This is a genomic window from Acidocella sp. (assembly GCF_027352905.1).
GTDB lineage: Bacteria > Pseudomonadota > Alphaproteobacteria > Acetobacterales > Acetobacteraceae > Acidocella.
Map to the genome: position 1 here is coordinate 29,416 of NZ_DAIEIF010000035.1, position 21,966 is coordinate 51,381.

At 67.0% G+C, this 21,966-nt stretch carries 23 protein-coding genes and 1 tRNA gene; 19 read left to right on the top strand and 5 right to left on the bottom strand.

Annotated features, from left to right (window positions below):
* Window positions 1-7: 7 nt before the first annotated feature.
* Window positions 8-1,420, top strand: a complete 1,413-nt coding sequence (locus tag M7H45_RS05995; RefSeq protein ID WP_298215341.1) for an FAD-binding oxidoreductase — start codon at window positions 8-10, stop codon at window positions 1,418-1,420.
* The gene (locus M7H45_RS06000; RefSeq protein ID WP_298215342.1) at window positions 1,417-1,854 is read left to right on the top strand and encodes a thioesterase family protein; all 438 of its coding nucleotides are present in this window, start codon (window positions 1,417-1,419) and stop codon (window positions 1,852-1,854) included. Before M7H45_RS05995 ends, M7H45_RS06000 begins: the two co-directional genes overlap by 4 nt.
* Here M7H45_RS06000 and M7H45_RS06005 read toward each other — a convergent pair.
* The 3 genes from M7H45_RS06005 to M7H45_RS06015 are packed head-to-tail and all read right to left on the bottom strand — an operon-like array spanning window position 1,826 to window position 4,354.
* Window positions 1,826-2,245 (bottom strand): GNAT family N-acetyltransferase, encoded by a 420-nt coding sequence (locus M7H45_RS06005; protein ID WP_298215343.1) that lies wholly within the window; start codon window positions 2,243-2,245, stop codon window positions 1,826-1,828. The genes M7H45_RS06000 and M7H45_RS06005 overlap by 29 nt on opposite strands.
* An 8-nt stretch (window positions 2,246-2,253) precedes the next feature.
* The gene (locus M7H45_RS06010) at window positions 2,254-3,822 is read right to left on the bottom strand and encodes a PhoX family phosphatase (protein ID WP_298215344.1); all 1,569 of its coding nucleotides are present in this window, start codon (window positions 3,820-3,822) and stop codon (window positions 2,254-2,256) included.
* 1 nt (window position 3,823) lies between these two features.
* Window positions 3,824-4,354 (bottom strand): outer membrane protein assembly factor BamE, encoded by a 531-nt coding sequence (locus M7H45_RS06015; RefSeq protein ID WP_298215345.1) that lies wholly within the window; start codon window positions 4,352-4,354, stop codon window positions 3,824-3,826.
* 65 nt (window positions 4,355-4,419) lie between these two features.
* Here M7H45_RS06015 and M7H45_RS06020 point away from each other — a divergent pair, with 65 nt between their 5' ends.
* From M7H45_RS06020 to M7H45_RS06045, 6 genes are all read left to right on the top strand, one after another.
* The gene (locus M7H45_RS06020; RefSeq protein ID WP_298215346.1) at window positions 4,420-4,965 is read left to right on the top strand and encodes a YceD family protein; all 546 of its coding nucleotides are present in this window, start codon (window positions 4,420-4,422) and stop codon (window positions 4,963-4,965) included.
* A 98-nt stretch (window positions 4,966-5,063) separates the two neighbouring features.
* Window positions 5,064-5,267, top strand: coding sequence for a 50S ribosomal protein L32 (rpmF, locus tag M7H45_RS06025; protein WP_298215347.1), 204 nt, complete (start codon window positions 5,064-5,066; stop codon window positions 5,265-5,267).
* 48 nt (window positions 5,268-5,315) lie between these two features.
* Window positions 5,316-6,368 (top strand): phosphate acyltransferase PlsX, encoded by a 1,053-nt coding sequence (gene plsX, locus M7H45_RS06030; RefSeq protein ID WP_298215348.1) that lies wholly within the window; start codon window positions 5,316-5,318, stop codon window positions 6,366-6,368.
* Window positions 6,361-7,344: a beta-ketoacyl-ACP synthase III gene (locus M7H45_RS06035; RefSeq protein ID WP_298215349.1), complete on the top strand. Its 984-nt coding sequence runs from the start codon at window positions 6,361-6,363 to the stop codon at window positions 7,342-7,344. Before plsX ends, M7H45_RS06035 begins: the two co-directional genes overlap by 8 nt.
* Before the next feature lie 105 nt (window positions 7,345-7,449).
* Window positions 7,450-7,779 (top strand): integration host factor subunit alpha, encoded by a 330-nt coding sequence (locus tag M7H45_RS06040; protein WP_298215350.1) that lies wholly within the window; start codon window positions 7,450-7,452, stop codon window positions 7,777-7,779.
* Between the two features lie 17 nt (window positions 7,780-7,796).
* Entirely contained in the window at window positions 7,797-8,423 is a 627-nt protein-coding gene (locus M7H45_RS06045; protein ID WP_298215351.1) for a MerR family transcriptional regulator, read from the top strand.
* Between the two features lie 45 nt (window positions 8,424-8,468).
* Here the strand turns inward: M7H45_RS06045 and M7H45_RS06050 are convergent.
* A tRNA-Gln gene (locus M7H45_RS06050) sits at window positions 8,469-8,542 on the bottom strand.
* 145 nt (window positions 8,543-8,687) lie between these two features.
* Here M7H45_RS06050 and M7H45_RS06055 point away from each other — a divergent pair.
* The 5 genes from M7H45_RS06055 (at window position 8,688) to guaB (ending at window position 14,173) form a co-directional block, all read left to right on the top strand.
* Window positions 8,688-9,749, top strand: coding sequence for a Ppx/GppA phosphatase family protein (locus tag M7H45_RS06055; RefSeq protein WP_298215352.1), 1,062 nt, complete (start codon window positions 8,688-8,690; stop codon window positions 9,747-9,749).
* Window positions 9,746-10,420 carry an RlmE family RNA methyltransferase gene (locus M7H45_RS06060; RefSeq protein ID WP_298215353.1) on the top strand — a complete coding sequence of 225 codons (675 nt, stop codon included), beginning with the start codon at window positions 9,746-9,748 and terminating at the stop codon, window positions 10,418-10,420. Before M7H45_RS06055 ends, M7H45_RS06060 begins: the two co-directional genes overlap by 4 nt.
* 66 nt (window positions 10,421-10,486) lie before the next feature.
* Complete coding sequence (locus M7H45_RS06065) at window positions 10,487-11,638, top strand: UDP-galactopyranose mutase (protein WP_298215354.1); 1,152 nt, start codon at window positions 10,487-10,489, stop codon at window positions 11,636-11,638.
* Window positions 11,635-12,603: a glycosyltransferase gene (locus tag M7H45_RS06070; protein ID WP_298215355.1), complete on the top strand. Its 969-nt coding sequence runs from the start codon at window positions 11,635-11,637 to the stop codon at window positions 12,601-12,603. Before M7H45_RS06065 ends, M7H45_RS06070 begins: the two co-directional genes overlap by 4 nt.
* A gap of 73 nt (window positions 12,604-12,676) precedes the next feature.
* A complete protein-coding gene (guaB, locus tag M7H45_RS06075) occupies window positions 12,677-14,173 on the top strand; it encodes an IMP dehydrogenase (RefSeq protein WP_298215356.1) in 1,497 nt (498 codons plus the stop codon).
* A gap of 3 nt (window positions 14,174-14,176) precedes the next feature.
* Here the strand turns inward: guaB and panC are convergent, their stop codons facing one another.
* Complete coding sequence (gene panC / locus M7H45_RS06080; protein ID WP_298215357.1) at window positions 14,177-15,004, bottom strand: pantoate--beta-alanine ligase; 828 nt, start codon at window positions 15,002-15,004, stop codon at window positions 14,177-14,179.
* A 79-nt stretch (window positions 15,005-15,083) separates the two neighbouring features.
* Between panC and cydD the strand changes: the two genes are divergently transcribed.
* The 6 genes from cydD to M7H45_RS06110 all read left to right on the top strand — a co-directional run bounded on the left by cydD (window position 15,084) and on the right by M7H45_RS06110 (window position 21,958).
* Window positions 15,084-16,769 carry a thiol reductant ABC exporter subunit CydD gene (gene cydD, locus M7H45_RS06085; protein WP_298215358.1) on the top strand — a complete coding sequence of 562 codons (1,686 nt, stop codon included), beginning with the start codon at window positions 15,084-15,086 and terminating at the stop codon, window positions 16,767-16,769.
* Window positions 16,766-18,394 carry a thiol reductant ABC exporter subunit CydC gene (gene cydC, locus M7H45_RS06090; protein WP_298215359.1) on the top strand — a complete coding sequence of 543 codons (1,629 nt, stop codon included), beginning with the start codon at window positions 16,766-16,768 and terminating at the stop codon, window positions 18,392-18,394. The genes cydD and cydC overlap by 4 nt, the downstream gene beginning before the upstream one ends.
* 160 nt (window positions 18,395-18,554) lie before the next feature.
* On the top strand, window positions 18,555-19,028 hold the full coding sequence (locus M7H45_RS06095; RefSeq protein WP_408832571.1) for an Hsp20 family protein: 474 nt from the start codon (window positions 18,555-18,557) through the stop codon (window positions 19,026-19,028).
* 154 nt (window positions 19,029-19,182) lie between these two features.
* Window positions 19,183-19,962, top strand: coding sequence for an enoyl-CoA hydratase (locus M7H45_RS06100; protein WP_298215360.1), 780 nt, complete (start codon window positions 19,183-19,185; stop codon window positions 19,960-19,962).
* Between the two features lie 20 nt (window positions 19,963-19,982).
* Window positions 19,983-21,143, top strand: coding sequence for an acyl-CoA dehydrogenase family protein (locus tag M7H45_RS06105; protein ID WP_298215361.1), 1,161 nt, complete (start codon window positions 19,983-19,985; stop codon window positions 21,141-21,143).
* Between the two features lie 14 nt (window positions 21,144-21,157).
* Entirely contained in the window at window positions 21,158-21,958 is an 801-nt protein-coding gene (locus M7H45_RS06110) for an enoyl-CoA hydratase/isomerase family protein (RefSeq protein WP_298215362.1), read from the top strand.
* The last annotated feature ends 8 nt before the right edge of the window (window positions 21,959-21,966 follow it).

Genomic DNA, 21,966 nt, shown 5'->3' on the forward strand with positions numbered 1-21,966 from the left:
CCTCGCCATGACGGCCCTGACCGCCGGGCTGCGCGACGCCCTAGGGGCGGAGGCGGTGCTGACCAGCGCGGCGGAGCGCGCCCCTTATGAGCGCGATTGGCGCGGGCTGGTCAATAATCCGGCCCTGGCCGTGCTGCTGCCCCGTTCCCCGGAGCAGATCGCCGCCGCGGTGAAGCTCTGCGCCGCGCATGGCGCGCGCATCGTGCCGCAAGGCGGCAATACCAGCCTCGTCGCCGGAGGCGTGCCGGCGCCGGGCGGGGATCAGGTCATCATCTCGTTCTCCCGCCTGCGGGCGGTGCGTGGCATCGACCCGGCGGGCGACACGATCACCGTCGAGGCCGGGCTGACCCTGGCGGAATTGCAGGGGGAGGCCGCGCGGGCCGGGCGCTTTTTTCCGGTGAGCCTGGGCGCTGAGGGTACGGCGGAGATCGGCGGGGTCATTTCCACCAATGCGGGCGGCTTGCAGGTGCTCTCCTATGGCAATATGCGCGCGCAGGTGCTGGGGCTGGAGGTGGTCCTGGCGGATGGCGCGATCTGGCATGGCCTCTCCGCCTTGCGCAAGGACAATACCGGCTACGACCTCAAACAGCTTTTCATCGGCGCGGAGGGCACGCTCGGCCTCATCACCGCCGCCACGCTGAGGCTCTACCCGCCCATTGCCGCCCGGGCGGCGGCGCTGGCGGGCATTACCACATTGGCGGCGGGGCTGGAGGTTTTCGCCACTCTGCGTCACGCCGCCGGACCAAGCCTGACCATGTGCGAGTTCTGCTCCGGCACGGCCCTGGCGCTCGGCGCCGCCCAACTGCCGGGCGCGCGCCTGCCCTTCGCCGCCCCGGCCTATCTGCTGGTGGAAATTTCAGCTCTGGCGGGCGGGCGCGAGCCCGGCGAGATATTGGAGGCGGTGCTGGCCGGGGAATTGGCGCAGGGCAGGGTGGGGGAGGCCGTCATCGCCCAGTCCGAGCGCGAGCGGCTGGATCTCATCGCCCTGCGCGAGGCGATTTCAGAAGGTGAGCTGCGCGCGGGCGGGGCGGTGAAACATGACATCGCCGTGCCGCTCAGCCGCCTGCCGGAGACGATCGCGGCGGTGGAGGCGCTGGTGGCGAGAAAATATCCGGGGTTCCGGCTCAATATTTTCGGCCATGTCGGCGACGGCAATCTGCATGTGAATGTCCTGCCGCCCCAGGGGCGGGGATTGGCGGAAATCGGCAGCATCAAGGCGGAAATCAGCGCCGATATCGAGGCGCTGGCGGTGCAGATGCATGGCAGCTTCTCGGCGGAGCACGGCATCGGCCAGTTGCGCCTCTCCGCCATGGCTGCGCATAAATCGCCGGTCGAACTGGCGATGATGCGCGCCATCAAGCGGGCGTTTGACCCGGACGGCCTTTTCAACCCTGGCAAAACCATCCCGGAGACGACATGAAGGACAGCAGGCCCGACCCTAAACTCGCGGATTTCACGTTCAAAACCTATGACAAGGTGCGCTACGGGGACACGGACCGCCAGGGGCATGTCAACAACGCGGTCTTCGCGACCTTTCTGGAAAGCGGGCGGTGCGAATTTCTCGATCACGTGTTCGGCCCGGATTGGCGCAAGCAGGGCGGCAGCTTCGTCATCGTCCGGCTGGAGGTGGATTTCCGCGCCGAAATTTTCTGGCCGGGGCGGGTGGAAATCGGCACCTCGGTGATGCGGGTGGGAACCAGCTCCTTGCGGACCTACCAGGCTCTGTTCCAGGGAGAAAAGCTGGTCGCCACGGCGGAAGGCGTGCTGGTGTTTCTGGATAGCGATAAACGCTCCCGGCCTTTGCAGGCGCCGGAGCGGGAAAAGCTCAACGCGCTGATGCATCCTTGCGCATGAGCCGGTGCGGGATGCCCGCGTCGAGAAATTCCGGCCCTTCCGCGGCATAACCCAGGGTTTCATAAAAGCCGATCGCGTGGGTCTGGGCGTCGAGGAGAAAAACGCGGCCCTGGGTTTCGGCCTCGATGCCCCGCATGAGACTCTTTCCGATCCCGCGCCGCCGCCAGGGCGCCGCCACCGCGACCCGCCCGATTTTCCAAACTCCCGGCGCTTTTTCCACGGCGCGGGCGGTGCCCACGGCGTCATCTCCATGCAACGCCAGCACATGCAGCGCGGTCTCGTCCAGCGCGTCCAGCTCTTGATCCGCGGGCACGCCCTGCTCGGCCACGAACACCGCGAAGCGAAGCTTGAGACAAGCCGCCAGTTCAGCCGAACCGGGAACCGCCCGCACTACCCGGATCACTGGATGACGAGACCGATGATGGTGGATTGGGGCGGCATGGCGGGGTCTAGCGTGGGCCAGCGCGTCGCTGGCTGGACGAAGCTCGCCTCCGGCGTGGCGCCAGGATGGCGTATGGAACCGAAGGCGGTTTTGGTATTGGCATCGAAGGCCGCCCCGCCCGCCGCCGCACCCACCGGCGCGAGATAGGCACAGGCCACCGCCCCGCGCGCCGGCCCTGCCGCCTGCATGATGAAATACCCGTCGGCGGTCCGCGTGGTCTGGCCGCGCTGATCGGTGCCGATCCAGAGATTGCCGGCCGGGTCCACCGCCAGGCTGCGCGGCTTGCGCAGCCAGGCCTGGCTGCCCGGACCGTATCGGGTGCCAGGCGCGCTGGCCGGGTCGCCCGCCACCAGCGCCAGGCTGGCGGGAAAATGGCGGGCGCTGGCATCGCCGCCGGGCAGGGTGAACTGGACGATGTGGCCATCATCGTTTCCGGCGCGCGGGTTGAGCGCGTCGGCCACGCCGCGTGCCGGGTTGCCGCCGCAGGCGAGATAAAGCGTCATGCCATCCTGGCTGAGCGCCAGCCCGCCCGGCGCGTCGAAGCGCTCGCCCCCGGCATTGGCCGCCGCCCCCGCCAGCCCGACCAGCGAGGCCAGATCGTTGGGTAGATCCACCCAGTCGATGCCGTCCGTATTCAGCGTGGCCACGGCGAGCGTGCCCGTATCCAGGGCGGTGCCATCGCCGGTATTGGCGGCCGCGACAAAACGGAACAGCAGGCCCGCCGGATCGTCCTGGGTGAAGAAAACCACTGGCCGTCCGTCCCGGGCGGCGGTCGCCAGAAGTCCGGCCCGGGCCAGACGGCCGAGCCCGGTCCGCTTGATGGGAATGAATAAAGGGTTCAACGCGTCGAGCTCCACCACCCAGCCGTAACGCGCGGCATGGGTGGGGTCTTCATAGCCGAGGCCGAGCCCCGCCAAACGGGAGAGCCAAGGAGTGGCGTCGCCCTCGGCCAGGAGAATATTGCCCCAGGGCGCGACCCCGCCGCCCTGCACCGCCACCAGGCCCAGCGCTGTGCCCCCCAGCGGTCCGGCGGCGGGGCCCGAGAACTGGCAGAAGGCGTCATCAGCGAGGCGGCGGGTCTGGTAGCCGCCCACCGCCGTCACCCAGCGCCCGGAGAGATATTCGAGATCGGCGATGGTGACACCCTGCTCGCGTCCCGCCACGGCGGGGTTGTCCGCCCCATCCGGAAACAGCATGCGCGCCGGAGCGGTGGGGTTGGCCAGCACCATCACCAGCCGGGCGATACCGTCCTGGGCGGGGGGCGGCGTGATCAGCGCCGCGATGGACATATCATAGGCAAACTGGGTGTTCGCCTGGTCAATGGTCAGCGCGTTGGGCTGAAAGGGCGGGGCGTCTGGCTGGAGCATGTCTCCCCAGCGGGCGATGACCAGGCGGGAAAAGCCGGGCCCGGGCCTGTCATCCAGCGCCGGGGCTTGCGGCCCGGCGGGCTGCGTCTGCGCGCGCAGGCCCGCCGGGGTCACCGCCCAAGCGGCGGCCCCGGCCAGAAGCAAGGGACGCCGGCGCATCTTAGAAGCTCGAACTGCCGAAGCTGCCCGCCGGGCTGCTGCCCAGCGCGCCCGAGCCGTAATTGCCGGAGGTGTCGGAGGCCGCGCCCAGCGGGTTGTAGCTGCCGACGCCGCCAATGATCTGCTGGATCAGGCTGGCATTACCGCCGGGCACCGGCGTGGTCTTGCCATCCATCTCCACGGGCAATGCCTGGGAGAGAGAGCGGCGCGTGACGGATTTGAAACTGCCGTCATTGTTAAAGGTGACGACCACCACGCTTTGTTTTTTCAGGCCCTCGGTATTGGCGATGCGCATCTTAGTGATTTGCGCGACGTAGACCCAGTTATTCGAGTCGAACTGCTCAACGAAGGTGGGCGGGCCGAGCAGCGCCTGCACATCCGCCTGCTGGGACACGCCGGGGGTGAGCTGCTTGAGATCGTTGTCGGAGAGCGCGATGCCGCGATAATGCGGTGAATCGGAGAAGATGGCGCAGCCGGGCAGACCCAGCATGGCAAAGAGGAGCAGGCTACGGGACAGCTTGAGCGGGCGCACGCGGTGATCCTCGTTTTGGGGCGATTATCGTCCGGTTGCGTCTCACGGCAGGGGCTTTCCTGTCAATGAGGTCCCTCTATATTGCATGGATGCAGGAAGAATTGAGTCATCTCGTCCGCGCCGCCTCCGTCAAGGAGCAGCCGCAAGATCATGTCGTCACCGCCAATGCCGGGGAGCGCGCCGCTTTGGCCGCGCGTTTCGGCCTGCCCGCCATCTCCCGCCTGGAAGGACAATTCCGGCTGCGGCACGAGCATGGCGGCGTCCTTGCCGCGGCGCTCGCCCTGGAGGCGTGCGTGACCCAGATCTGCGTGGTGACGCTGGACCCGTTCGAGGCGGAGATTAGCACCCAGGCCGAGCTTCGCTTCGTGCCGGCGGCGGCGCCGGAGGCCGCCGCGGATGAGGAGGAGATGACCCCCGATGCCCTCGATGCGCCGGATGAAATTCCCTATGCGGGGGAGTTCATAGATCTGGGCGCCGCCCTGGCCGAGGAATTGGCGCTCGCCCTCGACCCGTATCCTCGCAAGCCGGGCGCGCAATTGCCGGAGGAGGCCACGGACCTGGGCGCGCACCCCTTCGCCGCGCTGGCCGCCCGGCGGCGCCCGCCCGAATGAGCCGAAGCCACGGGGAACAGCCATGACTTGCGGCGCGCGTCGGGCTCTGCTACGCGGCGCCTTCCATCTGTCAGACCGTTTCCATAAGGCGTTGTATCATGGCTGTTCCCAAGAAGAAAACTTCCCCGTCGCGAGCGGGCATGCGCCGGAGCCACCAGGCGCTCACCGCCCAGGCTCACGCGGAATGCTCCAATTGCGGCGAGCTGAAGCGCCCGCACCATGTCTGCGTCCATTGCGGCCATTATGACGGGCGCGAGGTCGTTGGCGCCGGCAAGGAAGCCAAGGGCGTCGTTCGCGTCTGAGCCTCTCTCGCGCGGCGCCGCCAGTGAACCACCCGGAACAGGGGTAAAATGAGCCAGAGCCGTACACTGGCGGTGGATGCCATGGGAGGCGACCACGCTCCGGACGCGATTATCGCCGGTCTGGACATTGCCGCGGAGCGCCAGCCGCAAGCTTTTTTTCTCATATTCGGGGATGAGGCCCGGCTCGCGCCCCTGTTGGGCGCCTCGCGGCGGCTCGCCGGGCGGTATGAGCTGCGGCATTGCGCCGAAATCATCACCGGCGACATGAAACCCACAGTGGGGCTGCGGCTGCGCGATTCCTCGATGCGCCGCGCCATAGACGCGGTGGTGGCGGGCGAGGCGCAAGGCGTCGTCTCCGCCGGCAATACCGGGGCGCTGCTGGCGCTTTCCAAAATCGTCCTTAAAACATTGAAGGGGCTGGATCGCCCCGCCATGGCCGCCACCGTCCCTTGCCTGAAAGGGGATGTGGTGATGCTCGATCTCGGCCTGAACGTGGTCTATGACGCGCGCAACCTTGTCGAATTCGCCCTGATGGGCATCGCCTTCGCCCGCACCGTGCTCGGCCTGCCCGCGCCCAGTTTCGGCCTGCTCAATATCGGCTCCGAGGAAGGCAAGGGCGACGACACGCTGCGCGCCGCCGCCGCCATGTTGCGGGCGAGCCCGGCCGCCAAGCAATTTTACGGTTTCGTCGAGGGTCACGACATCGCCGCCGGCACCGTGGATGTGGTTGTAACCGACGGATTCACGGGTAATGTCGCGCTCAAGACCGGCGAGGGCGCGCTTAAGATGATGGCCGATCTGCTTCGCCAGGTCTTTAGTGCTGGTCCCTTCGCCAAGCTCGGCTATCTCTTCGCGCGCGGGGCGCTGCGGCGGCTGCGCGAGACGCTGGACCCCAACCGTTATAATGGCGCGGTGCTGTTGGGGCTGAACGGCGTGGTGGTGAAATCCCATGGCGGCACGGACGCGCTGGGTTTTGCCCATGCGGTGGAGGTGGCCATGGACATGCTCGCCAATGATTTCAACACCTATATCGCCGAGGCGCTCGCGGCGATGGACCAGGCCCTTCTTTCCGGCGAGGCGGTGATCCAGACCAATGGCTGAAACCCAGCGTCTTACCCGGGCCGTGCTGACCGGCCTTGGCACCTATCTTCCCGCGCGCGTGGTTACCAACGCGGAGATGGCCAAGCGGATCGACACCTCCGATGAATGGATCGTCGAGCGCACCGGCATCCGGCAGCGCCATTTCGCCGCCCCGCACGAGACCGCCGCCTTCATGGGGGCCGAGGCCGGGCGCGCCGCGCTCACTGAGGCCGGTCTCGCCCCGGAGGCGCTGGGGGCTATCATCGTCGCCACCTCGACGCCGGATCAGGCCTTTCCCTCGACGGCGGTGCATATCCAGGCGGCGCTGGTGGCGTTCAACGCCTTCGGCTTCGATCTTTCCGCCGCCTGCTCGGGCTTCGTCTATGCGCTTTCGGTGGCGGATGCGATGCTGCGCGCCGGGCAGGTAAAATCCGTGCTGGTCATCGGCACCGAGGTTTATTCGCGCATCCTCAATTTCGCTGATCGCGGCACCTGCGTATTGTTCGGGGATGGGGCGGGAGCGGTATTGCTGGAGGCGAAAGAGGTGCCCAGGACCGGCCCCGGTCTGCTCTCCACCCATCTGCACGCCGATGGGCGGCTGGCGGAGATTTTGTACGTGGATGGCGCGGTGGGGCGGAAGGATCACCCTGGCCATCTCGTCATGCAAGGGCGGGAGGTGTTTCGCCACGCGGTCACGCTCCTCGCCGGGGCGGTGAACGAGGCCTTGGCCGCTAACAGCCTCTCCCCAGCCGATATCGACCTTTTGGTGCCGCACCAGGCCAACCGGCGCATCATCGACGGGGTGGGAAAAAAACTCGGCCTGCCGCCGGAACGGGTGGTGGTGACGGTGGACCGCCACGCCAATACCTCCGCCGCCTCAATTCCCCTCGCCTTGGCGAGCGCGGTCGCGGATGGCCGCGCCGCGCCGGGCAAGTTGCTGCTGTTGGAGGCGCTGGGGGGCGGCCTCACCTGGGGCTCAGCGCTGCTGCGGCTTTGAGGCTGACGGCATAAGCCGGAAAGCGTTTAGAATCAGAGAATCGCGGGTCAAGACATCGATTTCACCGCGAATCGGCCCGTTAAGTTGTTGACCCTAAAATCCTTCATGCCTAATCATGTGGCAATGAATACATTGACGCGCGCGCAGCTTACCGAGGCGATCTATGCCAGCGTTGGCCTGTCGCGGCATGAATCGGCCGATTTGCTGGAACACGTCCTCAACCGCATCGCCTCTGCCCTTGAAGCAGGAAATTCAGTTAAAATCAGCGGGTTCGGAACATTTTCTGTAAGGCAAAAGGGCAGACGGGTCGGCCGCAACCCAAAGACCGGCATCGAGGTTCCCATTTTGCCTCGGCGGGTGCTCGTTTTCCGCCCTAGCCAAATTTTGAAGGATGCGGTGAATGCCGGTCCGGCCCACGCCCCGGCCAAGGCCTGACATGAACGAAGGATTGCATGGTGGACGAAGACTATAATCCGGAGTTGGAAGGGCTGGCTTCCGGCGCTGGGGACGAGACCGGGCGGCCACGCATCCGTAAAGCGGCCGATGCGTTCCGGACGATTTCCGAGGTCGCCGATGAACTGCACGTGCCTCAGCATGTGCTGCGGTTTTGGGAAAGTAAATTTCCGCAAGTCCGGCCGCTGAAGCGCGGCGGCGGCCGGCGCTATTACCGTCCGGAGGATGTGGCGCTGCTGCGCCGCGTCGCAGATTTGCTTTATACTCAAGGATATACAATAAAAGGCGTCCAGCGCCTGTTACGTGATAGCGGCAGCGGGCTGGCCTCGGCGGTCAGCGAGGCCGCGCCTTCCACTCAAGAATTTCTGATTCCGCCAGTGCCGGGGGAAGGCGCGGCGGCGGGGCGTGCCGGACTGGAAACATCCGCGCCGGGGCCGGAACAACCGGAAGCGCGGGTTGACTCCCCCCCGCCCGTGAGCGAGAGCCAGCCTCCCGCGCCGCCTCCCCCCGTGCGGGTGGAGTTTCCCGCTCCGGATATTGAAATGGAGGAAGAGGTGACCCGGTTGCGGCGCCTGTTGGGCGAGACTCTGGAGGCGCTGGAAGCGCTCCGCCGCCATTTGGGCTAATCCTTTGGGCATCTTTGCCACTGAAAAAGCGCCGTTAAGCCGGTTTGGCTGGGGGACCTGGATTCGAACCAAGGCTGCCCGGGTCAGAGCCGGGAGTTCTACCGCTAAACTATCCCCCAATTCGCGGGTGGCGGGCCTCTAGCATCGCTGGCGGCGGGCGGCAAGCGCCGAAGGCCGGGGTTTTGTCATAAAAATATCGTATCCGCGGCGCTGCCGGCGTGTTTGCGCCTTGCCCCGCCGCGGCAATCCGCGAATAAATAGGTCATGGCCAGCCAATCCTCCTTCGCGCAGCCCCTGCCGCCGGTGCTCCACCGGCGCCCGCGCCGCCGCGCCGTTTTTGGAGGAATCGATCTTGGCACCAATAATTGCCGAATGCTGATCGGCACGCCCTCCGGCCAGGGTTTCACCGTTCTCGACAGTTTTTCCCGCGTCGTACGGCTGGGCGAGGGGCTGTACGAGACTGGCCGGCTCTCCTCCGTGGCCATGGAGCGGGCGCTCGTCTCGCTCGCCCTGTGCGCCGAGCGGGCGCGGCGGTGGCGGGGAGACGAGGCGAACGCGCCCATCCGCCTGCGCGCCATCGCCACCGAGGCGTGCCGGCAGGCGGAAAACGGCGAGGAATTTGTGCGCCGCGTGCGGGAGACGACGGGGCTGCCGCTGGAGATCATCAACCCGCGCGAGGAAGCGGAGCTGGCGGTGGAAAGCTGCGCCTCGCTCCTGCGCCGGGCCGGGCGGCGGGCCCTGTTGTTCGATATCGGCGGCGGCTCGACCGAGATCGCCTGGGTACGGCTCGATGGCGGACCGCGCCCGGAGCTCATCGGCTATCTTTCCTTGCCGGTGGGGGTGGTCACCCTGTCCGAGCGTTGCGCGGGCTCCTGCTACCAGGCGGAAGGGTTCGCGCGCCTGATGCAGGATGTCATCACTTTGTTGCGCCCCTTCGAGGCGGTGCATCGCATCGGCGAGGAAATCCGTCAGGGCGGGGTGATGATGGTCGGCACTTCCGGCACCGTCACCACCCTGGCCGGGGTCTCGTTGAAGCTCGAGCGTTATCGGCGCGGCGTGGTGGATGGCGTTTCGCTCAGCCGCCAGGCCGTGGACGCGGCCTTGGCGGAGGCCTGGGCGTTGGGGCGGGAGGGACTCTCCCGTCACCCTTGCATCGGCCAGGAGCGCGTGGAATTCGTTCTGCCCGGCTGCGCCATCTTCGCCGCCATCCATGAATTATGGCAGGCACAGCAATTGGTGGTGGCCGATAGGGGCCTGCGCGAGGGTATATTGATGCGCCTGATGCGCGGCGGGCCGCCCCAGACCAGATCCCGTTTTCAGGCATGAACGGAGGGTCCTCGAGATTGCCGCCACGCCGTGAGGCGGTGCGGCTGAAAAACGCGCGGCGCCTTTCCGTCTCCTCGCAGCGCTGGCTGCAAAGGCAGCTCAACGATCCCTACGTGGCGGCGGCCAAGGCGCAGGGCTGGCGCTCGCGCGCGGCTTTCAAGCTCATCGAGCTGGATGATAAATTCGAGCTCATCCGCAAGGGGGCGCGGGTGGTGGATCTAGGCGCCGCCCCCGGCGGCTGGAGCCAGGTGGCGCTGGCGCGCGGCGCCGCCCGCGTGGCGGGAATCGACCTGCTGCCCATTGAGCCGGTACCGGGGGCTGACTTCATCGAAGCCGATTTCATGGCGGAGGGCATGGAGGCCCGGCTCGTGGCGCTGCTGGGGGGGCAGGCGGATATTGTCCTCTCCGACATGGCCCCCAACACCTCCGGCCACGTGGCCACCGACCATCTGCGCATCATGGCCTTGGCCGAGACGGCGCTCGCCTTCGCCTGCGATATCCTGGCGCCGGGCGGCGCTTTTGTGGCCAAATTGTTCCAGGGCGGCGCCGAGCGGGAGATGCTGACCACGCTGAAACAGCGTTTTCGCCAGGTGCGCCACGCCAAGCCGCCGGCCAGCCGCAAGGATTCGAAAGAGATGTATGTAGTGGCCACCGGTTTCCGGCCGGTTTGATTTATTTCGGAAATTGTAGATGAACGGCTCCGCCGTATCGGCCTGGGAATCAGAGTGAACGGAACGATGAAAAAAATAGCCATTGCGGGCGCGGGGTTTTCCGGCGCGGTCATCGCCAGGGAATTGGCGGAGCGCGGGCATCGCGTTGATGTGTTCGAGACGAGACCGCACGTGGCGGGCAATTGCCACACCGAGCGCGACCGCCAAACCGGGGTCTTGGTCCATGTGTATGGGCCGCATATTTTCCATACCAGCGATGAGCGGGTCTGGGCCTATATCCGCCGTTTTGACGAGTTCATGCCCTTCGTGAACCGCGTCAAGGCGCATGCGCGGGGCGGTGTCTATTCGCTGCCGGTCAATCTGATGACGATCAACCAGCTTTTTGGCCGGCAATTCTCGCCCCAGGAGGCGCGGGACTTCGTCACTAAGCTGGCGGATCAGAGCATCACCGAGCCGCGCAGCTTCGAGGAGCAGGCGCTGCGTTTCGTGGGCCGGGAGATCTATGAGACCTTCTTTCGGGGCTATACCCGCAAGCAATGGGGCATGGAGCCGGCGGAACTTCCCGCCAGCATCCTCAAGCGCCTGCCGGTGCGCTTTAATTACGATGATAATTATTATGCCAGCAAATATCAGGGCATACCCCGTCACGGCTACAGCTATATCGTCGAGCGCATCCTGGATCATCCCGGCGTCACCCTGCACATGCCCGCCCGCTTCAACCGCGAGATGGCGCGGGATTACGGACATGTGTTTTATAGCGGCCCGATCGATGCCTGGTTCGGCCACGCCGAGGGGCGGCTCGGCTATCGCACTTTAGATTTCGAGGTGCTGCGCGAGAAGGGTGATTACCAAGGAAACCCGGTCATCAATTATTGCGACGAATCCGTGCCCTGGACCCGCATCGCCGAGCACAAGCATTTCGCGCCCTGGGAAGAGCAGGAACAGAGCGTGATCTACCGGGAGCACAGCCGGTTCTGCGGGCCGGAGGATACACCCTATTATCCGATCCGCCTGGTTAACGACAAAGCCCTGCTGGAGCGGTACGTTGCGAAGGCGAAAGCGGAGCCGAACGTCACCTTTATCGGCCGGCTCGGCACTTATCGCTATCTCGACATGCACATCACCATTGGCGAGGCGCTGGCGAGCGCGGACCGCTTCGCCCTGGCCCGGGAAAAGGATGAACCCATGCCGGCGTTTTGCATCGATCCGTTGACGTGAGTTTGAATGAGCGGCCCGCGCCGCGCGTCGCGGCGGTGATCGTCACCCATAACCGGCTGGAAAAACTGAGGCAGACGCTGGCCCGGACGCTGGCCTTGCCCTTCTCTCGGGTGGTGGTGGTGGACAATGCCTCCACCGACGGCACCGCCGCCTATCTCGCCGCTCTCGCTGATCCCCGGCTCGTCATCCTGTCAGAGCCCGAGAATGCGGGCGGCGCGGGCGGCTTCGCGCGCGGTTTCGCGGCGGCGGCGGCAACCGGAGCGGAATGGCTGGTCTGCTACGATGACGACGCCTACCCGGCCCCGGACGCGCTGGAGCGCTTCGCGGCGCTCAACCTGGGCAAAGACGTGGGCGGGGTGGCGGCGGCGGTCTATTTCCCGGATGGTCGCATCTGCCCGATGAACCGCCCCGGCGCCCCCGCCCTCAGCCTGCGGCGGATCGCGGCGCATCTGCTCAAGCGGAATGTCAGCGCCGCGGGAATGGATTATGCCATTTACCAGCGGCGGGAGCCGGTCGAGATCGGCTTTTCCTCCTTTGTCGGGCTGTTCATACGCTGCGCCCTGGTCCGCGGCGGTCTGGGCCTGCCCTGGGAAGGGCTGTTCATCTACCGCGATGATTCGATCTATACCCTGACCCTGACCCAACGTGGCCATAAGCTGCTTTTCGCCCCCTCTGTGCGGTTCGTCCATGATTGCCGGACGCCGGTGGCGGGGCCGCGCGTCTATGCCCCGCTCTGGAAGGCCTATTACGTCATCCGCAACGACATGCCGTTTTTCCGCCGCTACGCGGGCCGGTATTTTTATTTCATTCTGCCGGCGCTGCTGGCGCGCTGGCTGCTGCAAAGCCGCCATTACCAGGAGCGCGGGCGGTTTTTGCGCCTCGCCTGGCTGGCGGTGACAGATGGTCTGCGGGAAAATTTTTCCCGCCCCCATGAGGAAATCGTCGCCCGCGCCGCCCGGCCATGACTTTCATCCTGCTTGCGCCCATGGCGGGCGATGGTTATTGGGAGCCGCCAAGATTTCAAATTATGAGCGGGCCATGGCATCGGACATCGCGGACAGGCAGGAATTTTCACGGCGCATCACCGAGGCGCTGGCCTTTGACGATGTGCTGCTCGTGCCGGGCTATTCCGAGGTGCTGCCGGGAGGCGTGAAGACCGCGACCCGCCTCACCCGCGAGATTTCCCTCAACATCCCCCTCATCTCCGCCGCCATGGATACGGTGACCGAGGCGGAGATGGCCATCGCCATGGCCCAGCAGGGCGGCATCGGCGTCATTCACAAGAATTTCACCATAGCCGAGCAGGCCGCCCAGGTCCGCCGGGTCAAGAAATTCGAGAGCGGCATGGTGGTGAACCCTCTCACCATTTTTCCGGATCAGACCCTGGCCGACGCCCGCGCTCTGATGGCCCAGCATAATATATCGGGCTTTCCCGTGGTGGAGCGGGACGGCAAGCTGGTCGGCATCCTCACCCACCGGGACATGCGCTTCGCGACCGACCCCGACACCAAGGTCCATGAGCTGATGACGCGCGAGAATCTGGCCGTGGTCACGGCGGGCGTCTCGCCGGAGGAGGCGCGCGCCCTGCTGCATAAGCGCCGGCTGGAGAAGCTGCTGGTGGTGGATGACACTTTCCGCTGCATCGGGCTGATGACGGTGAAGGATATGGACAAGGCCGAGGCCCATCCCCTCGCGAATAAGGACGAGCTGGGGCGGCTGCGGGTGGCGGCGGCCACTGGCGTTGGCAAGGATGGGGCGGAGCGCGCGGAGGCGCTGATCGCGGCGGGGGTGGATGTGGTGGTGGTGGATACCGCCCATGGCCATTCCGAGGGTGTGCTGCGGACGGTGGCGCGGGTGAAGCAGCTTTCCAACGCCGTGCAGGTCATCGCCGGCAATGTGGCGACGCCCGAGGGCGCGCGGGCGTTGATCGATGCCGGCGCGGACGCCGTGAAAATCGGTATCGGCCCCGGCTCCATCTGCACCACGCGGGTCGTGGCCGGGGTGGGCGTGCCGCAATTCTCCGCCGTCATGGAAACCGCCGCCATCTGCCATGCCGCCGGGGTGCCCGCCATTGCCGATGGCGGCATCCGCGCCTCGGGCGATTTGGTGAAGGCGCTGGCCGCCGGGGCGGACGCGGTGATGGTCGGCTCGATGCTGGCGGGAACGGACGAGGCGCCGGGCGAGGTGTTTCTCTATCAGGGCCGCTCCTATAAATCCTATCGCGGCATGGGTTCGCTGGGGGCCATGGCGCGCGGCTCGGCGGACCGCTATTTTCAACAGGAAATCAAGGACAAGCTGAAGCTGGTGCCGGAGGGTATCGAGGGCCGGGTGGCCTATAAGGGGCCGATGGCGGTGGTGGTGCACCAGCTGGTCGGCGGGCTGCGCGCCGGCATGGGCTATACCGGCAGCGCCGATATCCCCGCCTTGCAGACCGGCGCCAAATTCCGCCGCATCACCGGGGCGGGGCTGCGGGAGAGCCATGTGCACGACGTGGCGATCACCCGCGAGGCGCCGAATTACCGCCAGGAGGGCTGAGGCTCAGCCGGGGACGCCGAGATTATCGAGCAGCCGCACCGGGCCGAGCCGCGCGGCGGCGAGCAGCCGCGCCGGGGCTTGCAATACCGCGAGCGGCTCCAGGGTTTCCGCCTGCACCAAGGCGAGATAATCGGGCAGCATCCCCTGCGCGATGAGCCGGTCCCGCGCCGCCGCCAGCGTCGCCTCCACCGGGGCGCCGGCGGCAAGGTCCGCCGCCACCTCGCGCAACGCCGCGTAAAATCCGGGGGCCGTCGCGCGTTCCTCCGGGGAGAGGTAACGGTTGCGCGAAGACATGGCGAGCCCATCCGCCTCGCGCACCGTGGGCACCGGCTCGATCCGCACCGGCAGATGCAGATCGGCGGTCATCCGCCGCACCACCTGTAATTGCTGCCAATCCTTTTCGCCAAAAAACGCCGCCGCCGGGCGCACCTGTCCCAGGAGCTTGGCCACCACTGTCGCCACCCCGTCGAAATGGCCGGGCCGGACCGGCCCCTCCCATAACCGCGCCGGGCCATCCATATGGACCACGGTGGCCCCGCCCGGCGGGTACATCTCCGCGACGGCGGGCATCCACACCAGGGCGCAGCCCGCCGCCTCCAGCTTGGCGAGGTCGCCGGCCTCGTCGCGCGGGTACCGGCTGAAATCCTCATTGGGGCCGAACTGGGTGGGATTGACGAAGATACTCGCCGCGGGGGCGAGCCCTTGCGCCCGCGCGGCGGCGAGGAGGGCGAGATGCCCGGCATGCAGCGCCCCCATGGTGGGGGCCAGGCCAAGCGGCCCCAGCCCAGCGCGCGCGGCTTCGAGTTCGTTCAGTGTTCTGGCGATGATCATTTGGCCGCTGGATTTTCACGAAAACGCAGCCGCGTCCAGCCCCTGGGCAAGGCATGGGGCTGCGTCTACAAACGGGCGCATGAGCAGAGCCGCGAATCCCTGGATCAAATCGGAGCAGGCCGCCGGATTCCGGGCGGCGCGGCGATCATTCCTGCTGGGCGCGGCGGCGATTTTATGCGGCATTTTTCAGGCGGGGGCGGCGGCGCGGCTGCTGGCCGCGGTGCTGCACGTGCAAAAGGCCGGGATGGCGGCCTGGGCCGCGGGGCTGATCTTTTCCCTGGCCGTTTTGGGCCGGGCCGCGCTGCAAACCCGCTCTGAGCGGTGGAATTTCGAGCTGGGGGCGGCGGCGCGGCGGCGGCTGCGCGGCCGGGCGCTCGGCGTGCTGCTAGCCTTGGGTCCGGCGGGGCTGCGGGACCGGCATTCCGGTGAACTCGCCGCCATCGCCGTGGACAAGGTGGAGGCGATGGAAGGGTTCCACGCCCGCTGGATTCCCGCCGCCGGCCTCGCCCTCATCGGCCCGTCCCTGGTCGGCCTCGCCGCCCTCGGCGCGGATTGGCGCGCCGGGTTGATCCTCATTGTCGCCGGGCTGTTCGTGCCCCTCGCTATGGCGGTGGCGGGCATCGGCGCTGGCCTCGCGGTCAAAAAGCAATTCCTGGCGATGACCCGGCTCCAGGTGCGGTTTCTCGACCGTATTCGCGGCATCTCCACCATCGTCCTCGCCGGGCGGGCGGAGGATGAGGCGGCAGCCCTGGCGGCGGCGGCGCGGGAATTGCGCCAGCGCACCATGCGGGTGCTGCGCGTGGCGTTTCTCTCCTCCACCGCGCTCGACCTCGCGGCGGCGGCGGCGCTCGTGCTCATCGTCCTGCGTTTCGCGCCGGTGCTGCGCGGCGCGCCCGAGCTGGCGCGCACCGCCTTGTTCCTGGTGCTGCTGACGCCGGAATTCTTCGCCCCCTTGCGGGCCTATGCCGGGGTGTATGGCGACCGCATGGCGGCCGAGGCGGTGGCGGAGGAGTTCGCCTCGTTGCCCGAGGCGCCGGCTCCCGTGCCGCCCGCCAATATCCGCTCCGTCGCCGCGCATGGGGTGACGCTCGCCTTCGAGCATGTCTCCTTCGCCTGGGACCCGGCGCGGCCGGTGCTGGAAAACCTCTCCTTCAAGGTCGGGCGCGGCGAGATGCTGCTGCTCACCGGCGCCTCCGGCACGGGCAAATCCACCATCATCGATCTCATTCTGGGATTTCTCGCCCCGCAGGCCGGGCGCATCACCATCAATGGCGCGGAGCTGGACATCCTCGTCCCTGCCGCGCGCACCCGCATGATGGGCTGGATCGGCCAAAGGCCGGTGATCTTCGCTGGCACCATCGAGGAGAATATCCGTTTCGCCAACCCGGCGGCCAGCGAGGATGAATTGCGCGCCGCCATTCGCAACGCCCATTTGGAAGAGCTGGTCGCCAGCCTGCCGCAAGGGCTGCAAACGCCGCTGGGCGAGGGCGGGTTCGGAATCTCCGGCGGGCAGGCGCAGCGCATCGCCATCGCCCGGGCTTTTTTGAAGGACGCGCCCTTGCTGCTGCTGGACGAGCCGACAGCCCATCTCGATCCCGCCGTGGAGCGGGACATATTGGAAAGCCTGAAGCGCCTGGCGGCGGGCCGCACGGTGGTGCTGGCCACCCATTCCACCCAGGCCATGGATTTCGCCAAGACCATCGGCGCCCGCCGGGTGGATCTCGATGCCCTGCGCTATGCCAGCTGGCGCGGGGTGGTGGCATGAACCCGGTCGGGCGCATCGTCCGGCTCTGGCTGCGCCATCCGGGCTGGCTGGCGGCGGCGACGCTGCTTTCCCTGGCGGCGCTGGCGGCGGGGGTGGTGCTGATGGGCGGTTCCGGCCAGGCCCTCGCTCTGGCTTTGGGCGGCGGCGCCCTCGCCACCTCCCTGCTGCTGCAATGGACCGGCGTGGCAAGGGTGGTGCTGCGCTATGCCGAGCGCGTGGTTGGGCATGAGGCCATTTTCCGGGCGCTGGCGGATGTGCGCGTCTGGCTGTTCCGGGGGCTGGCGCGCAGCGCGGCGGGCGGGCTGGGGTTGCGCCGGGCGGGAGACGCTCTGGCCCGGCTGGTCAATGATGTCGATATGCTCGACGGGCTGTTCCTGCGCGTCTATCTGCCTTTGCTGGGGGCGGTGCTGCTGGTGCCGATGCTGGCTTGGGCGCTCTCCCGCGCTTATGGCCCCGCCTTGCTCGCGCTCCTGCCCTTCGCCTATGTCGCCTTCTGGTTGCCGCGCCGCGCGGCGCGGGCGGCGGTAGCCAATGCCCCCCGCGCGGGGCTGGCCATGGCCGGGCTGCGCGTCGCGGCGCTGGACGCGCTGCACGGCTTGCGGGAGGTGAAAATTTTTGCCGCCGAGGGCCGCATGCTGGCCATGGTGCAGGCGCGCGAGGCGCAGCTTCTCGCCGCCCAGCGCGAACAGGCGAGGCAGGGCGCGCGGCTCGCCGCGATCGCTTTCATCGTCGCCCAGGCGACCATCCTGTTTGTTATCATTCTTGGGTTTTTCGGCCTGCCTGCCCCAGCCGTGGCCGCCGTGCTGGTGCTCATCGCCGCCTTCGAGGCCGTGCTCGGCCTGCCGCGTGGCGGCATGCTCTACGGCCAGGCCAAGGCGGCGGCGGCGCGGGTGGTGCAAGCGGCGGAGGCGGGGCCGCCCGTGCCCGACCCGGCCAGCCCGGCGCCCATGCCCAGCCGCAACGCCATCGCCTTCGAACATGTCAGCTTCCGCTACGCGCCAGACCGGCCCTGGGTATTCCAGAACCTCTCCTTGCAATTGCCGGAAGGGTCGCGCACCGCCATTCTCGGCCCCTCCGGAGCGGGCAAATCCACCATCGCCGCCTTGATCCTCAAGCTGGTCCAGCCGGTGAGCGGGCAGATCCGCTTCGGCGGGGTGGATATTCTCCAGGTACCCGCCGAGGCGCTGCGCCGCCGCATCGCCTATCTCGGCCAGACCACGCATCTCTTCGCCGACACCATCCGCAACAATCTCCGTCTCGGCGACCCGGCGGCGGACGAATCCCGCCTATGGGCGGCGCTGGAGGCGGCGCAGATCGCGGAGGCGGTGCGCGCTTTGCCGGAGGGGCTGGATAGCTGGCTGGGCGAGGGCGGCAGCACGCTCTCGGGCGGGCAGGGCCGGCGGCTGGCCTTGGCGCGCACCCTGCTGATGGACGCGCCGGTGATCATACTGGACGAGCCCTGTGCCGGGCTGGACGCCGCCACCGAGCAGGAATTCTTCCGCGTGTTCAACACCGCGACGGAGGGGCGGACGGTGCTGCTGATCCTCCACCGGCTGACCGGGGTTGAGCATCTGGAGCGCATCTGGCGCTTCACCAGCGGCACGCTGGTCGCGGCGGCGGGCTGACCGCCGGCCCGCAATTTTTTCTTGAAGCGTTGGAAAAAATTCCTATAATACTTGGTGCCGGGCCGCCTCTTCAGGGGCTTGGCGCTCAGACGGTTCGCCGCAACGGGAACCGATGGGCTTTCACTGATGACTGAATACCTTGCTTGCAAGAAGGAGGTTGATGACCATGACTTACGATTTCGCGCCGCTTTTCCGTACCGCCGTCGGGTTTGACCGTCTCGCCCGGCTGGTCGATTCCCTGCCGCAGGATTCGGCGGGCTATCCGCCCTATAATATCGAGAGGCTGGGAGAGGATGAATACCGCGTCACCCTCGCGGTGGCCGGCTTTTCCTCCAACGACATCGAGGTGACGGTGAAGGACAACGCCTTGATCGTCTCGGGCCGCGTGGCCGAGGAGACGGGCAAGGGTGATTTCCTGCATCACGGCATCGCCGCCCGCGCCTTCCAGCGCCGTTTCGTGCTGGCCGACCATATGGTCGTCGACGGGGCCGAGCTGGTGAATGGCCTGCTGCACATCAAGCTCCGCCGCCAGGTGCCTGAAAGCGCCAAGCCGCGCCGCATCGAGATCAGCACGGCCATGCCGGCCAAGACCATCGAGGCCGCGCCCCAGGCGGATATGCAGAAAGCGGCCTGATACTCCGGGGGTTGCCCCGGACTCTCAAGGCCACGGAGCCGCGCAACGGGACCTCCCCGCTGCGCGGTTTTTCTTTGCGTGGCGGGGCGCTTGATCTCGCCGCTTGTTGCAGCCATCCTGACCGAACCGGACGCGGCGGGAAGGAAATGAAGGCATGAACCATATCAGCGGCGAAGACCTCCTTTTGCGCGAGGAGGCGGAGGGCGTGGTGACGCTGCGCATGAATCGCCCCGCCAAATTCAACTCTCTTTCGGAGGGGATGCTGGGCGCGCTTTCCCGCGCGGTCGAGGACATCGCCGCCAGCCCAGCGGTTCGCTGCGTCGTCATCGCGGGGGAGGGCCGGGCTTTCTGCGCTGGGCATGATCTGGAGGAGATGCGCGGCCAGCCGCGTTATGAATATTACCGGGCGCTGTTCGGGCGCTGCGGCCAATTGATGCTGGCCTTGCAGCGCCTGCCGGTGCCGGTCATCGCCCGCGTGCATGGCGTGGCGACGGCGGCGGGTTGCCAGCTGGTCGCCGGCTGCGATCTCGCCATCGCGGCGGAATCGGCCCGTTTCGCCGTCTCCGGTGTCAATCTCGGCCTGTTCTGCTCCACCCCTGCGGTGCCGCTCTCCCGTAACGTCGCGGCGAAGCGCGCCTTCGACATGCTGGTGACCGGGCGTTTCATCGACGCGCGCACCGCCCTCGAATGGGGGCTGGTGAACGAGGTCGCGCCGGATGCGGCGCTGGATGAGGCGGTCAGCCGCAAGACCCAGGAGATTTTGAGCAAGAGCGCGGCGGCCATCCGCCATGGCAAAACCATGTTCTACCGGCAGCGGCAGATGGCCGCCGCGGACGCCTATGACTACGCCGCCGAGGTGATGGCACGCAACATGATGGAGCCGGACGCCCGCGACGGCATCGATGGATTTTTGCATAAAAGCGCCAGGCGCTGAGCCCGGCGGAGGGAGCCTCCATGGATTTTGACTACACCGCGACCCAGAATGAGATGCGGGCGGCCGTGCGTGGCCTCTGCGAAAAATTCGGCGATGAGTATTGGCGCAGGCTGGATGAGGAAGGCGCCTATCCGGAGGCCTTCGTGAAGGCGATGACCGAGGCCGGCTGGCTGGCCGCCCTGATCCCGGAGGAATATGGCGGCTCCGATCTCGGCATTCTCGACGCCAGCCTGATCCTGCAGGAGGTCAACCGCAGCGGCGGCAATGGCGCCACCTGCCACGCCCAGATGTACACCATGGGCTCCGTGCTGCGTCATGGCAGCCCCGAGCAGAAACGCCGATATCTGCCGCGCATCGCTGATGGCAGTTTGCGCCTGCAGGCCTTCGGCGTGACCGAGCCGGACGCCGGCTCGAACACGCTGCGGATCAAGACCTTCGCGCGCAAAATCCCCGGCGGCTATGTCATCAACGGGCAGAAGATCTGGACCTCACGGTTCAAGCAATCCGATCTGTATCTGCTGATCACCCGCACCACCCCATATGAGGAGGCGGCCCGCAAGACGGACGGCCTCACCTTGTTTCTCGTGGACATCAAGAAAGCCGGCGCGGCGCTGCAAGCCCGGCCGATCCGCACCATGCTCAACCACCACACCAACCAGGTGTTCATCGACAATCTCGAGGTCGCGGATGAAGACCGCATCGGCGAGGAAGGGAAGGGGTTTTATTACCTTCTCGATTCGCTGAACGCCGAGCGGATCATCGCCACCGGCGAGATCCTTGGCAACGGGCAATGGATGGTGGAGCGCGCCTCGCGTTATTCCAGCGAGCGCGTGGTTTTCGACCGGCCGATCGGCGCTAATCAGGGCGTGCAATTTCCCATCGCCAAGGCGCATATGAATCTCGAAGCCGCCGAGCTGATGCGCAACAAGGCGGCGGCGCTGTTCGATGCCGGCCGCCCCTGCGGGCCGGAGAGCAATATGGCCAAATACCTCGCCAGCGAGGCGGCCTGGGAGGCGGCGGAGGCGGCCATGACCGCCTATGGCGGCTTCGGTGTCGCCTGCGAGTACGATATCGAGCGCAAATGGAAGGAAACCCGCCTGTTCCGCACCGCGCCCATCGCGAATAACCTCGTCGTCGCCCAGGTGGCCCAGCACCAGCTGGGCATGCCCCGGTCCTATTGATGGAGGCGGCGCGCATGACTTTCGAAACCCTGCTGCTGGAACCCGCTCCCGGCACGGAAGAGGTTGAGGGTGTGCGCCTGCTCACCCTCAACCGGCCCGAAATCCTCAACGCGATGAACACCCGCATGCTGGAGGAGCTGCGGGCCGCCCTGCACGCGCTCGCCTATGAGGACGGGTTGCGCGTGCTCATCGTCACCGGGGCCGGGCCGCGCGCCTTTTGCGCTGGCGGCGATTTGAAGGAGCGCCAGGGCATGAGCGACCATACCTGGCGCCGCCAGCACCAGCTGGCTGAGGAGGCGCTGCTGGCCATCAAGGATTTCCCCCAGCCGGTCATCGCGGCGGTGGAGGGGATCGCCCATGGCGGTGGGTTCGAGCTGGCATTGATGTGCGATTTCATCATCGCCTCGCGCGCCGCCGATTTCGCCTTGCCCGAGGCCAAAAGGGGCATTCTGCCCGGCGGCGGCGGCATTCAAAATCTGGTGCGCGCCGCCGGCATGCGCCGGGCCAAGCAGTTGATCTTCTGCGGGGAGCGCTTCTCCGGCGAGATGGCGGCGGGCTGGAACATCGTCAACGAGGCCGTGGAACCTGGCCAGGCGCTCGCCGCCGCCATCGCCGTGGCGCGGCGCATCGCCGCATCCGCTCCGATGTCTGTCCGCTACGGCAAGCTCGCCGCCTCGCGCGGGGGCGAGGTTGATTTCCACACCGGTTATATGCTCGACCTCGCGGCCTATAACGTGCTGGTATCCTCCGAGGACCGGCTGGAGGGGGTACGGGCGTTCAATGAAAAGCGCAAACCGCGCTGGAGCGGCGGCTAGGATCGTGG

What these genes read in the sequence shown, in the direction of transcription:
- M7H45_RS05995 (WP_298215341.1), top strand. Translation starts at nt 8, where the DNA reads ATGACGGCCCTGACCGCCGGGCTGCGCGACGCCCTAGGGGCGGAGGCG.
- M7H45_RS06000 (WP_298215342.1), top strand. Translation starts at nt 1,417, where the DNA reads ATGAAGGACAGCAGGCCCGACCCTAAACTCGCGGATTTCACGTTCAAA.
- M7H45_RS06010 (WP_298215344.1), bottom strand. Translation starts at nt 3,822, where the DNA reads ATGCGCCGGCGTCCCTTGCTTCTGGCCGGGGCCGCCGCTTGGGCGGTG.
- M7H45_RS06020 (WP_298215346.1), top strand. Translation starts at nt 4,420, where the DNA reads ATGAGGTCCCTCTATATTGCATGGATGCAGGAAGAATTGAGTCATCTC.
- rpmF (WP_298215347.1), top strand. Translation starts at nt 5,064, where the DNA reads ATGGCTGTTCCCAAGAAGAAAACTTCCCCGTCGCGAGCGGGCATGCGC.
- plsX (WP_298215348.1), top strand. Translation starts at nt 5,316, where the DNA reads ATGAGCCAGAGCCGTACACTGGCGGTGGATGCCATGGGAGGCGACCAC.
- M7H45_RS06035 (WP_298215349.1), top strand. Translation starts at nt 6,361, where the DNA reads ATGGCTGAAACCCAGCGTCTTACCCGGGCCGTGCTGACCGGCCTTGGC.
- M7H45_RS06040 (WP_298215350.1), top strand. Translation starts at nt 7,450, where the DNA reads ATGCCTAATCATGTGGCAATGAATACATTGACGCGCGCGCAGCTTACC.
- M7H45_RS06045 (WP_298215351.1), top strand. Translation starts at nt 7,797, where the DNA reads ATGGTGGACGAAGACTATAATCCGGAGTTGGAAGGGCTGGCTTCCGGC.
- M7H45_RS06055 (WP_298215352.1), top strand. Translation starts at nt 8,688, where the DNA reads ATGGCCAGCCAATCCTCCTTCGCGCAGCCCCTGCCGCCGGTGCTCCAC.
- M7H45_RS06060 (WP_298215353.1), top strand. Translation starts at nt 9,746, where the DNA reads ATGAACGGAGGGTCCTCGAGATTGCCGCCACGCCGTGAGGCGGTGCGG.
- M7H45_RS06065 (WP_298215354.1), top strand. Translation starts at nt 10,487, where the DNA reads ATGAAAAAAATAGCCATTGCGGGCGCGGGGTTTTCCGGCGCGGTCATC.
- guaB (WP_298215356.1), top strand. Translation starts at nt 12,677, where the DNA reads ATGGCATCGGACATCGCGGACAGGCAGGAATTTTCACGGCGCATCACC.
- panC (WP_298215357.1), bottom strand. Translation starts at nt 15,004, where the DNA reads ATGATCATCGCCAGAACACTGAACGAACTCGAAGCCGCGCGCGCTGGG.
- cydD (WP_298215358.1), top strand. Translation starts at nt 15,084, where the DNA reads ATGAGCAGAGCCGCGAATCCCTGGATCAAATCGGAGCAGGCCGCCGGA.
- cydC (WP_298215359.1), top strand. Translation starts at nt 16,766, where the DNA reads ATGAACCCGGTCGGGCGCATCGTCCGGCTCTGGCTGCGCCATCCGGGC.
- M7H45_RS06095 (WP_408832571.1), top strand. Translation starts at nt 18,555, where the DNA reads ATGACCATGACTTACGATTTCGCGCCGCTTTTCCGTACCGCCGTCGGG.
- M7H45_RS06100 (WP_298215360.1), top strand. Translation starts at nt 19,183, where the DNA reads ATGAACCATATCAGCGGCGAAGACCTCCTTTTGCGCGAGGAGGCGGAG.
- M7H45_RS06105 (WP_298215361.1), top strand. Translation starts at nt 19,983, where the DNA reads ATGGATTTTGACTACACCGCGACCCAGAATGAGATGCGGGCGGCCGTG.
- M7H45_RS06110 (WP_298215362.1), top strand. Translation starts at nt 21,158, where the DNA reads ATGACTTTCGAAACCCTGCTGCTGGAACCCGCTCCCGGCACGGAAGAG.